The following is a 12,187-nucleotide window of genomic DNA, read 5'->3' as shown; positions in this document are numbered from 1 at the left end:
CATGAATAGATATAAGAAAATTTTGAAAATGACTATTCCAACTATTATTGAGATGAGTTCCACTAACTTAATGGGAGTGGTAAATCTTATCATTATTGGACACTTAGGTTATGAAGCAATTGCTGCAGTGGGTATTACAAACGTAGTTATATTAAATTTGTTTGCTCTATTTAGTGGCATTGGCTTCGCTGTAAACTTTTTAGTATCACAATCTTATGGAGCTAGAGATTTAAAAAAATGTGTTACATACACGTATACAGGAATATATTCTGTTATAGCTCTAGTTCCTTTTTTCTTATTATTCGCATTATTTGCGCCTTCATGGTTTTTTGGAATTATGGGGGTTTCAAAAAGTATTGCATTGATTGGAGTAGGTTATTTAGGATTAAGAATTATTTCATTTACACTGAACATGTTTCGGGTAGTATTAAATGGATTTTTTAGAGGGATAGGAAATACAAAGACTCCAATGTATTTTTCAATTTTAGGTAATACTTTAAATGTAATATTAGCACTATTGTTGGTAAATGGATTTTTATTCTTTCCTAAATTAGGTGTATTAGGTGCAGGTTGGGCGTTTATTGTTTCAGAAATTGTTCAAGTTACAGGTTTGCTAGTTTGCTATTTTAGGGAAAATAATGTATTTCCAACAAGAAAGCTTATAAGTTTTAAAGAAGGAGAGTTTAAACTAGTTAATATAGAGGGATTAAAGATCGGCTTAGAAGAACTAGGAATGAGTGGTGCAATGCTTGTTTTTACCATATTCATTTCTAGAGTTGGTGATATAGAATTAGCTGCTACAGAAATTGTTTTAAATGTAATATCACTCGCATATTTGCCAGGGATTGGATTTGGAATTACAGCGACAATTTTACTTGGACAACAACTTGGAAAAAGGAGACCTCTCATTGCTAAAGAAATTGGATTTGATGTAATGAAAGTAGGACTTTACTTCATTGTTCCATTTACAATCATTTATTTTTTTGGTGCGGAATATGTAGCAAAATTATTTACTACAGAAGAAGTAGTACTTTCACTAACTGCTGAAGTTTTACGTTTTGCTTCATTGTTCGTTATTTTTGATGGACTTCAATTAATTTTAGCTGGTGGTTTAAGAGGTATTGGTGATAATTCTTATACAATGAAAGTAGCCTTATTATTAGGATGGTTCATGTTTATTCCAATATCTTTTATTTTCACCTTTGTGTGGAAATTAGGGGTTTATGGTCCATGGATTGGGTTTTACATTTATATTTTAGGATTATTTGCTGCATTTGGATATAGGTATTTGAAGCTAGATTGGTCTAGTGTAGAAATGAAAGATGTGGCAGCGAGTGAAGAGTGTGTTTAAATTAGAAAACATTTAAATTGAAATATCATATAAGTATGAATGAGCATGATACAATTTTTTTTGCTTATCACTTTTTCTGAAACAAATGAGAAAGGTGAAATAACAAATTTCATTATTATGTCATGTTGAATTTTTGTTCAAAACTTTTCCGTATGTTCACTCCAAGTTCATAACAAACATGTATGCTGTAAATATCAAAAGTGATAGAAAAGAGGGAGTTATCTATATGTCACTAGAAGCATTAATTATTTTTTCACTGCTAAATGCAGGACAGCTAGCAGAAAACGAAACAAGTCAATTGCAAAAAAAATGTAGTGAACAACATGTTTATGTGGAGAAACAAGCAGAGAATAAAACGATGAATATAAAACTGAAATAAAGTGAAACTTCGAGATAAATGTTTTTATACAACGAAAAAAGCCAATCCAAAAGGATTGGCTTTTCGTCATTAACGAGAGTAGAACTCTACGATTAACGCTTCGTTGATTTCAGCAGCTAACTCAGCGCGCTCTGGTAAGCGAGTGAAAGTAGCTTCTAATTTGTCAGCATCGAAAGTTAAGTACTCAGGTACGAAGTTGTTAACTTCGATAGCTTCTTTAACTACAGCTAGGTTTAGAGATTTTTCGCGAACGCTGATAGTTTGGCCTGGTTTAACGCGGTAAGATGGGATATCTACGCGAGCGCCATCTACCATGATGTGACCGTGGTTTACTAATTGACGAGCAGCGCGACGAGTGCGAGCTAAGCCCATGCGGTAAACTAGGTTGTCAAGGCGAGCTTCAAGAAGGATCATGAAGTTTTCACCGTGTTTACCCATCATTTTACCAGCTTGGTCAAATGTGCGACGGAATTGACGCTCAGTCATGCCGTACATGTGACGAAGTTTTTGTTTTTCTTGTAATTGTAAACCGTATTCAGAAAGTTTCTTACGTTGGTTAGGACCGTGTGGACCTGGTGCGTAAGGGCGTTTTTCTAATTCTTTACCTGTGCCGCTTAGAGAGATTCCAAGACGACGAGAAAGTTTCCAAGATGGACCTGTATAACGAGCCATGAATGACTCCTCCTTTAAAATGTTTTTATTTTTGTAAAATAAAAACAGACGTAATTGACATTTATGCGTATTTCATTTTCATGTATCCTCGCTCCAGCAGCAGGGAGTTACACGATACACCTCATTGTGAGGAACAAAATACAAACAATAAACTCACATTACAAGGCTGCCTTTTTATTTTACACAAAGGCTATTATATCTGCTTATTAGGAGGGAGTCAAGAACATCAAATTTCATTTTATACATTTAAATTTTGGAAAAGTGCAAGAAGGAATTTTATAAACACTCATGGAATGGATAGCAACAGAAAGAAAACGCTTTCAAAAGATGAGATATAAGGGGGATGTTTGTATGAAAAAGAAACATATCGAAACGACGTTAATTCATCATGGGTATGATGCAGCACAGCATAAAGGAAGTTTAACACCGCCGCTATTCCAAACATCTACGTATACATTTGAAACAGCGCAGCAAGGAGAAGAAAGCTTTGCTGGATATGATTCAGCTTATATTTATTCTAGACTTGGCAATCCGACAGTTGAGTTATTTGAGGAAAGAATGGCAGCATTAGAAGAAGGAGAAGCGGCACTTGCGTTTGGCTCCGGTATGGCAGCTATTTCAGGAACACTTTTGGCCTTTTTAAAAGCGGGAGATCATATTATTTGTTCGAATGGCTTATATGGTTGTACGTATGGCTTTTTAGAAGTGTTAGAAGAGAAATTTGCAATTACGCATACATTATGCGAAATGGAAACAGAAGAGGAGATTAAAAGTAGTATTGGGCCGAATACAAAAATCATTTTTGTAGAAACACCGATTAATCCAACGATGAAATTAATTGATTTAGAACTTGTCGTTAAAGTAGCAAAGCAGCATGGACTGCTCGTTATTGTTGATAATACATTTTGTTCACCGTACTTGCAAAGACCACTTACAGTAGGTTGTGATATCGTCTTGCACAGTGCGACAAAATATATTGGCGGTCATGGTGATGTTGTGGCCGGTGTTACAATTTGTAAAACGAAGGAGCTTGCCGAAAAAATTCGTCCTATTCGTAAAGATGTTGGCGGGATTATGGCACCGTTTGATGCATGGTTACTTTTACGAGGTTTAAAAACATTAGCAGTTCGAATGGATCGCCATTCTGACAATGCCGAAAAAATTGCTGCCTTTCTTCGAAATCATGAACTAGTAGAAGATGTTTGGTATCCAGAAGGAATGCTTGCAAATAAACAAATGAAGCGCGGAGGTGGTGTGCTGTCGTTTACAGTAAAGGGTGGAAAAATGGAAGCGCAAGCTGTAATGGACAACTTAAAATTAATTGCAATTGCAGTGAGTCTTGGTGATACAGAAACGTTAATTCAGCATCCAGCAACGATGACACATGCGGTGATTCCAAAACATGTTCGTGAGCAGATGGGGATTTCCGATAATTTATTACGCTTATCTGCAGGGCTTGAGTCCTGGGAAGATATTGTAAGGGACTTAGCGCACGCACTGCAAAAAGAAAAAACAGCTTTATCGTAAGAAAAATGCCGTCTATCCAATATATCGGCGATTCGACACGATATAAAGACCCTTCGACGATGTTCGACGCTCCAAACGCACTAAAAAGAGCTGACCCTAAGTCAGCTCCTTTGCATTATATATGTTTCAATAAAGTTGCGACAAATTTCTCTAAATATGTTTGATCTATTTCATCGAAGCGCCCTTTAGTTGGACTATCGATGTCTAGTACGCCGATGACTTCATCGTTTTTGATAAGCGGTATAACAATTTCTGAATTAGAGGCTGCATCGCAGGCGATATGTCCAGGGAACTTGTGAACATCAGCGACAAGTTGTGTTGTTTTCGTTTCTGCTGCTGTGCCGCATACACCGCGGCCAAATGGAATGCGAACACAAGCTGGTAATCCTTGAAATGGACCAAGTACAAGCTGATTTCCTTCTGTTACATAAAAACCTACCCAGTTAATATCTTGTAAAAACACATTGAGTAAAGCAGATGCATTTGCTAAGTTAGCTACTACATTTGATTCACCTGTTAATAAAGCATCGAGTTGTTTAATTACTGCCCTGTATTGCTCTTCACGTGTACCTGTATATCCTTCTGCTGTAAACATGGAAACGCCGCCCTTTCTGTAGGTAAATGTAAAGTTATTGCAAAATAAGCTATAATTCGCAAGACTTTGTCGATAGAAAATTAAAGGAATTTGTCTTAAAAGTCAAGAAATTTACATCAAGTTCAATTAATTGTGCCTTTTCTGCTTGTTAAAAGGGAGCTGTTCGATAAAGTAAAACTTCTATCAGTGGGGGTCTTACTGCCCGCGAATAGCAGGATGAAAGGGAGTGAGTGTGTGACACAGGCGAGACAGAAGATTATTGATGCGGCAATTTCACTGTTTTATGCGAAAGGCTATAATGGTACATCAGTGCGTGATATAGCGAAACAAGCAGATGTCAATGTTGCAAATATCTCGTATTATTTTGCCGGGAAACAAGGCTTACTGGAACAGTTGGTGTCAGACTTTTTAGAGGGCTACTTACGCACTATTGAAATGACATTTGAACAGCGGAATTTTTTGTCTTCAAAAGAAGTATTATTTCAGATGGTGAGAAATATTTTACAATATCAATTTGAGCGAAGAGAACTTACTCGTTTTTTCTACAGAGAACTTTCGTTAGATAGCACGCTAATCCGCGAAATTATGACGATTTACTTTTCAAAAGAGAGATACTATATAGAGCAACTCATTAGACAAGGGCAGGAAAACAAAGAATTTCAAAATGTATCATTCGCGATGTTTATGACGCAGTTAAAGGGAATGATTAGTATGCCGTATTTATATCCGCAATATATATCAGAAGTGCTACATTCCTTTCCGTCAGAAATCTTTTTTATCGAAATGTATATGAGGGAAGTAGAGAAGTGGATGGAGCAAGCACTTTGTACAGAGCATTTACAATATCCTCTGCCGAGGGCGGCGTATGTATGAAGAAAACAAAAAAACGTAAAACAGCTTGTTGCCAATATGTATGGGAATAAGCTGTTTTTATTTGCTTTTTATGAATGAGTATCTCATTTTTAAATCCTTATATAGTGGTTATTGTTTTTGAAAAAATACAGACTTTTCGTAATTATAATTTTGGGTTGGAGGTGTGTACGGGATCGACTTGGAAGTAGTAAATTCTTTCATGAAATTTTTCGAAAAACTAGGCCAAAAACATATAATTACATGGTATGATTAATACATTGCTAGTTGTTAAATATGGGGGATTTCCCTTTTCTTACATAACGCCTTCCATTTTAAAAAACGGAACGGACAAAAAACAGATAAATAGGAGGCTTTTGAATGGATTCAATCTTAACGATCGTTATCATCATCGTGAGTGCTATCTTGCTCTTCCTTATCGTAGAGCTTGTGATGAGAAATCGTTTATATAAAGATATCGAAGCACTAGAGCAATGGAAGAAAGAAATTAAGGATAAACCTGTAGCGGATGAACTGAAACGGGTGAAAGAGTTAAAGATGACCGGACAAACAGAAGAGCTGTTTGGAAAATGGCGCAACGAATGGGATGAAATTGTTGCTAATATTCTTCCGAAAGCAGAAAAAGAATTAGAAAGCGCTCAAAAATTTGCCGCGCAATTTTCCTTCCGAAAAGCAAAACATACAATTAATGAATCCAGAAGCAGTTTAGATGAAGCAGATTATCGGATTATGGATATTTTAAATGAACTACAAGAATTGTTGGAAAGTTATGAAAAAAACAATTTGGAAATTGAGCAGTTGCGTGATACATATCGCAATTTGAAAAAAAGTGTGCTTGCTCATCGCCATATGTTCGGTTCAGCCGAGAAGAAGATTGAAGGGCTGCTTGATGTAGAGTCAAAGAAATTTCAAACGTTTGAAGAAGCAACACAAAATGGAGATTACTTAAAAGCACGTGAAATTGTGGCGAGTTTAGAAGAAGGACTAACACATTTGGAAGTAATTGTGCATGAAGTACCAGAGCTATTAGTAGAATGTCAAGCGACATTACCAGTGCAATTAGAAGATTTATCACAAGGTCACGACGATATGAAAAAACAAGGCTATGTATTAAATCATTTAGAAATCCCCAAAGAAGTAAGAGAGATGAACAAACAACTGCAAACATGCCTTGCCGATTTAGAATCTTTACACGTAGTGGAAGCACAAGAAAAAGTGGAAGTCTTAAAAGGACATCTTGATACATTATATGAACAATTAGAATTAGAAGTAAGAGCCAAACATTATGTTGAACAGCAGACGGTAACTGTGTACGAAGATTTAGAAACAATTCGAGAGCAAGCGCTGGAAACGAAAGCAGAAACACAATTTGTGAAGCAAAGCTATCAATTACAGGAAAAAGATATTGAATCTCAAAAAGTGATTGAGAAACAGATGCACATCTTAATGAAGCGTTTTGAAGTGTTGCAACTTCGTATTGCAGAGCAAGATATCGCATTTTCTGTGATTAGAGAAGAGTTAGAAGAAATTTATGAGCAATGTGAAACATTAAAAGTACTTCATGCTGAGTACAAAGACATGTTGCAAACGATGCGTAAAGATGAGTTTGAAGCGCGTGAGGCGTTAAAGGAAATGCGTCATACGATGATGGAAGCAAAGCGCATGATGCAAAAGTCGAATTTACCTGGGTTGCCAAATCATGTTGTGGCTGACTTGCAAAATGGACAACATGCGATACAAAGTGTGTATGAGCACCTAGAATTAAAGCCGCTTGATATGGGTGCGGTGAATCGTACACTAGAAGAAACGGTAGCTATTGTAAATGGTGTTTACGAAGCAACACAAGAGTTAATTGAACAAGCATATTTAGTAGAAAAATTAATTCAGTATGGTAATCGTTACCGCAGCGATGATGAAATGTTGGCGAAAAGCTTAGATAACGCAGAGCAATTATTCCGTGAATATGAATATGATGCTGCTTTAGAACAAGCAGCTTCTGTATTAGAGCAAATTGAACCAGGTATTGTCCAAAAGATTGCTGAATTTGTTGACTTAGAACAAACTCCTTAATTGCTTAAGGGGTTTGTTTTTGTTCAAATAACTTTTATATGCATTATCATGTAATATTGCTATAATGAATAGCGGAATATGGGACGTTTTTTCGTTAAAAGTAGACATACTTCCGCTTTAATAACGGAAACTATGAGCAAGCTTAGCGGAAATACATGAATTTATGATATGATTATCCCGCTACGAGGATCTTTCTCGTAAAGCAAGGAAGTTTCACTTTATGGGATTTCGATATCGGTGAAAGGGGAATAACGATGATTTACTTTGATAATAGTGCGACGACAAAGCCGTACCCGGAAGCCTTGCAATCCTATGTGACAGTTGCAGGAAAATATTTTGGAAATCCTTCTTCTATTCATTCCCTTGGAGGAGAATCAGAGCATTTATTAACGCAATCACGTATGATTGCAGCTCAGCTTCTTCGTGTAAAGCCTTCAGAAATTGTCTTTACGTCTGGAGGAACAGAAGGAAATAACCTTGCAATTAAGGGGATTGCGATGAAAAATCGCTCCCGTGGTAAGCATATGATTACAACAAACATTGAACACGCTTCTGTGTTTGAAGCATATAAACAACTGGAAAATCTTGGTTTTGACGTTACATATTTGCCGGTAAATGAAAATGGTGTTGTATCAGTAGAAGATGTAAAACGTGCTCTTCGAGATGATACCATTCTTGTTTCCATGATTCACGTCAATAACGAAACAGGAGCGATTCAGCCTGTTGGTGAAGTTGGGAAGTTGTTAGCGAACTATCCGAAAGTACGATTTCATGTCGATCATGTGCAAGGAATTGGAAAGGTACCGCTTGATTTGTATGAAAATCATATTGACCTTTGCACGATTTCGGGACATAAGTTCCATAGTGTAAAAGGAACAGGACTTCTATATGTTCGTGATGGTGTAAGGCTCGACCCGGTTTTATCAGGTGGTGGACAAGAATTGCGTTACCGTTCTGGTACAGAAAACTTGCCAGGAATTGTTGCGATGATAAAAGCTTTGCGAATGACTTTAGAAAAACAGTCAGAAAATATGAGGCATCTTCGAACGTTAAAAGAAGAACTCATTCGTATGTTTAAGGGCATGAAGGATGTTACAATTAATACACCGAAAGAACATACGGCACCACATATTTTAAACGTATCATTTGTGGGATTAAAGCCAGAAGTTGTTGTGCATGCTTTGGAAGAACGTGGTGTGTATGTGTCAACAAAGTCTGCTTGTTCGTCAAGAGCAAACGAAGTAAGCCGCGTTTTACTAGCGATGGGTTTGCCGCATACAGTAGCAGAAAGTGCGATTCGTATCAGTTTAACTGCGGAAAATACGCTGGAAGAAGTAAAACAATTTGAAGGAATTATAAAAGAAACATTGCCAAAATTATATGAAGTGATGAGGTAAGGAAAGATGATGACATACGAATATATTTTAGTTCGCTACGGCGAAATGACAACAAAAGGAAAGAATCGTTCTAAGTTTGTGAGCACGTTAAAAGATAATGTGAAACATAAGTTGAAGAAATTTACAAACTTAAAAATTGATGCGACGCATGACCGCATGTATATTCAATTAAATGGTGAAGATCATGAAGCGGTTGCTGAAAAATTACAAGATGTGTTTGGGATTCACAAGTTTAACTTAGCAATGAAAGTACCAACAGATTTAGAAGAAATTAAAAAAGGTGCACTTGCTGCTTTTCTACAAGTAAAGCGTGATGTAAAAACATTTAAAATTACAGTTCACCGTTCTTACAAACACTTCCCGATGCAAACGATGGAGCTTCTTCCAGAAATCGGCGGGTATATTTTACAAAATACAGAGGATATTACAGTAGATGTTCATAATCCAGATGTAAATATCCGCGTTGAAATTCGAAGCGGTTATAGCTATATTATGTGTGATGAGCGCATGGGAGCTGGCGGTCTTCCAGTTGGTGTTGGCGGAAAAGTAATGCTTCTTCTTTCTGGTGGTATTGATAGCCCAGTTGCAGCTTACTTAACAATGAAGCGCGGCGTAGCTGTGGAAGCGATTCATTTTCATAGCCCTCCATTTACAAGTGAGCGTGCAAAGCAGAAAGTAATTGACTTAACACAGGAGCTAACGAAGTATTGTAAACGTGTGACACTTCATCTTGTACCGTTTACAGAAGTTCAAAAAACAATTAATAAAGAAATTCCATCTAGCTATTCAATGACAATTATGCGCCGTATGATGATGCGTATTGCAGAGCGTATTGCAGAAGAGCGTAACGCGCTTGCTCTTGCAACAGGTGAAAGTCTTGGCCAAGTAGCGAGTCAAACGTTAGATAGTATGCATACGATTAACGAAGTGACAAATTATCCAATTATCCGTCCGCTTATTGCGATGGATAAGCTAGAAATTATTAAAATTGCAAACGAAATCGGTACGTATGACATTTCAATTCGTCCGTATGAAGATTGCTGTACAGTCTTTACGCCAGCAAGTCCGACAACAAAACCGAAGCGTGAAAAAGCGAATAAATTTGAATCATACTATGATTTTACACCGCTTATTGAATCCGCTGTTGCAAATACAGAAAAGATGGTATTGCAAACAGTAGAAGTAGCAGAAGAAGAAAAATTCGAAGATTTATTTTAAAACCATAAATTACCATTAAAAGATATGTATGAAGCTGTATGGTTTATCACACTCTATACTCACAAGGAGGTGATACCATATGGCAAACACAAATAAATTAGCAGTTGCTGGTGCGCAAGCTGCTTTAGATCAAATGAAATACGAAATCGCTCAAGAGTTTGGTGTACAACTTGGACCAGATTCAACATCTCGTGCTAACGGATCTGTTGGTGGTGAAATCACAAAACGTTTAGTTGCAATGGCTGAACAACAATTAGGCGGTTTCCAACGATAACAACTATATACAATGGCTTAGAGAGAGTGGGATTCCCCACTCTTTCTTTTTGTTGTTTTATGTCAAAAAATAAGAGAAAACATCTACTATTGTAGCCAACTGGTCAAAATATAAAACAATTTGTCAAAAGAAGATAGTTTTAAATTTACAGAAAATTCTTTATTATTAAAAGGAGGATGGACATAATAAAGGGGGAAGAGTATGAACCGGGAAGAGCTATTAGCGCCGCCGATGTATAATTTAGTCGAAGAGATGGAGCGTTATGCATGTGAGCCAAATAGGCTTGCGCTTATTTGGCAAGATGATCAAGGGAATAAAAGGGAAGTTACATATGGGGAATTGTTAGAAGGAGCGAATAAAATTGGAAGCGCTTTTATAAAAAGTGGCCTGCAAAAAGGGGACAAGCTTCTTATTATGATGCCGCGTCTCATTGAAACATATATGACGTATATTGCTGCAATTAAAGTGGGATTTGTTGTCATTCCAAGTTCAGAAATGCTGCGAAAAAAAGATATTGAATACCGAATCGAGCACGGAGAGGTAAAAGCGATTGTGAGTTATGAACCGTATGTAGGACAATTCGACGGAATCGAAGCAGTGCATTCCCTTCATAAATTTGTATTAAGCGAAAAACCGTTAGAAGGCTGGAACAATATAGGGGAAGCGCTTAAAGCAGAGAGTGCTGTATTAGAAATGGCAGAGACAAAGTGTGATGATATGGTTTTCTTATCGTATACATCTGGAACGACGGGTAATCCAAAGGGCGTTGTACATACCCATGCTTGGGCATATGCTCATCTTCGTACGAGCGCTGCAAATTGGTTAGCAATTGAAGAGAATGACGTTGTATGGGCAACAGCAAGTCCAGGATGGCAAAAGTGGGTGTGGAGTCCATTTCTTGCAACGCTCGGTTCAGGTGCAACAGGATTTGTGTATCACGGGAAATTTGATCCAGAAACATATTTAGAATTATTAAGTGATAATAAAGTAAATGTACTGTGCTGCACACCGACCGAATATCGTTTAATGGCGAAAGTGGAGAACTTACAGCGATATGACCTCTCTTCCTTGCATAGTGCGGTTTCAGCAGGAGAGCCATTGAACAGAGAGGTTATTGATACATTTCGAAATTATTTTCATGTAACGGTTCGTGATGGATATGGTCAAACAGAAAATACATTACTTGTTGGCGTATTAAAAGGAATGGAAATAAAACCTGGTTCCATGGGGAAACCGACGCCAGGCAATCAAGTTGATATTGTGGATGAAGATGGTCAGCCAGTTCTTCCAGGAGAAGTAGGAGATATTGCAGTGCACGTGAAAACACCAGCATTATTTAAACAGTACTATAAAGACTCGGAGCGCACGGCTATGCAATTTCGCGGTGAGTATTACATTACAGGTGATCAAGCGAAAAAAGATGAAGATGGCTACTTCTGGTTTGAAGGGCGAGGCGACGATATTATTATTAGCTCGGGCTACACAATTGGACCGTTTGAGGTGGAGGACGCACTTGTTAAACATCCATACGTCAGAGAATGTGCGGTTGTGGCAAGTCCAGATGAAATACGAGGAAGCATCGTAAAAGCCTTTATCGTGTTAAAAGAAAATATCGATGAGCAAGACAGTACGTTAATTCTGCTCTTGCAAGAGCATGTGAAAGAATTAACGGCGCCTTATAAATACCCGCGTAAAATTGAATTTGTAAAAGAACTGCCAAAAACGATTTCCGGTAAAATTCGCCGCGTGGAGCTGCGAAAACGTGAAATGGAATTGGCTTCAAAGTAATGTTGTAAATTTCACTCTGCCCAATTCTATCCGGATAGAATTGGGT

The 12,187-nt window shown here is 37.4% G+C and carries 11 protein-coding genes; 9 read left to right on the top strand and 2 right to left on the bottom strand.

Annotated features, from left to right (window positions below):
* The first annotated feature begins 1 nt into the window (after position 1).
* Complete coding sequence (locus BM350_RS06120; RefSeq protein ID WP_090918223.1) at positions 2 to 1,351, top strand: MATE family efflux transporter; 1,350 nt, start codon at positions 2 to 4, stop codon at positions 1,349 to 1,351.
* A 226-nt stretch (positions 1,352 to 1,577) separates the two neighbouring features.
* Positions 1,578 to 1,730: a transporter gene (locus tag BM350_RS06115; RefSeq protein WP_090918221.1), complete on the top strand. Its 153-nt coding sequence runs from the start codon at positions 1,578 to 1,580 to the stop codon at positions 1,728 to 1,730.
* A gap of 69 nt (positions 1,731 to 1,799) precedes the next feature.
* On the opposite strand, the gene rpsD is transcribed toward BM350_RS06115, so the two are convergent.
* Positions 1,800 to 2,402 carry a 30S ribosomal protein S4 gene (gene rpsD / locus BM350_RS06110; RefSeq protein WP_090918220.1) on the bottom strand — a complete coding sequence of 201 codons (603 nt, stop codon included), beginning with the start codon at positions 2,400 to 2,402 and terminating at the stop codon, positions 1,800 to 1,802.
* 351 nt (positions 2,403 to 2,753) lie between these two features.
* Between rpsD and megL the strand changes: the two genes are divergently transcribed.
* Positions 2,754 to 3,929: a methionine gamma-lyase gene (gene megL, locus BM350_RS06100; protein WP_090918218.1), complete on the top strand. Its 1,176-nt coding sequence runs from the start codon at positions 2,754 to 2,756 to the stop codon at positions 3,927 to 3,929.
* Between the two features lie 115 nt (positions 3,930 to 4,044).
* On the opposite strand, the gene BM350_RS06095 is transcribed toward megL, so the two are convergent.
* Complete coding sequence (locus BM350_RS06095) at positions 4,045 to 4,524, bottom strand: GAF domain-containing protein (RefSeq protein ID WP_090918216.1); 480 nt, start codon at positions 4,522 to 4,524, stop codon at positions 4,045 to 4,047.
* Positions 4,525 to 4,758: 234 nt separating this feature from the next.
* Here BM350_RS06095 and refZ point away from each other — a divergent pair, with 234 nt between their 5' ends.
* From refZ to BM350_RS06065, 6 genes are all read left to right on the top strand, one after another.
* Positions 4,759 to 5,397, top strand: a complete 639-nt coding sequence (gene refZ, locus BM350_RS06090) for a forespore capture DNA-binding protein RefZ (RefSeq protein WP_090918214.1) — start codon at positions 4,759 to 4,761, stop codon at positions 5,395 to 5,397.
* 357 nt (positions 5,398 to 5,754) lie between these two features.
* Complete coding sequence (gene ezrA / locus BM350_RS06085; protein WP_090918212.1) at positions 5,755 to 7,464, top strand: septation ring formation regulator EzrA; 1,710 nt, start codon at positions 5,755 to 5,757, stop codon at positions 7,462 to 7,464.
* A 254-nt stretch (positions 7,465 to 7,718) separates the two neighbouring features.
* Entirely contained in the window at positions 7,719 to 8,861 is a 1,143-nt protein-coding gene (locus BM350_RS06080; protein WP_090918210.1) for a cysteine desulfurase family protein, read from the top strand.
* A 6-nt stretch (positions 8,862 to 8,867) separates the two neighbouring features.
* Positions 8,868 to 10,079 carry a tRNA uracil 4-sulfurtransferase ThiI gene (gene thiI, locus BM350_RS06075; RefSeq protein ID WP_090918208.1) on the top strand — a complete coding sequence of 404 codons (1,212 nt, stop codon included), beginning with the start codon at positions 8,868 to 8,870 and terminating at the stop codon, positions 10,077 to 10,079.
* A 79-nt stretch (positions 10,080 to 10,158) separates the two neighbouring features.
* Positions 10,159 to 10,353: an alpha/beta-type small acid-soluble spore protein gene (locus BM350_RS06070; protein ID WP_090918206.1), complete on the top strand. Its 195-nt coding sequence runs from the start codon at positions 10,159 to 10,161 to the stop codon at positions 10,351 to 10,353.
* Between the two features lie 201 nt (positions 10,354 to 10,554).
* On the top strand, positions 10,555 to 12,141 hold the full coding sequence (locus BM350_RS06065) for an acyl-CoA synthetase MbcS (RefSeq protein WP_090918204.1): 1,587 nt from the start codon (positions 10,555 to 10,557) through the stop codon (positions 12,139 to 12,141).
* Positions 12,142 to 12,187 lie beyond the last annotated feature (46 nt).

Source organism: Bacillus sp. 103mf (assembly GCF_900116295.1).
In the GTDB taxonomy this organism is placed as follows: domain Bacteria; phylum Bacillota; class Bacilli; order Bacillales; family Bacillaceae_G; genus Bacillus_A; species Bacillus_A bruguierae.
Note: the sequence above shows the minus strand (reverse complement) of the source record. Positions and strands in the feature narration are given on the sequence as shown.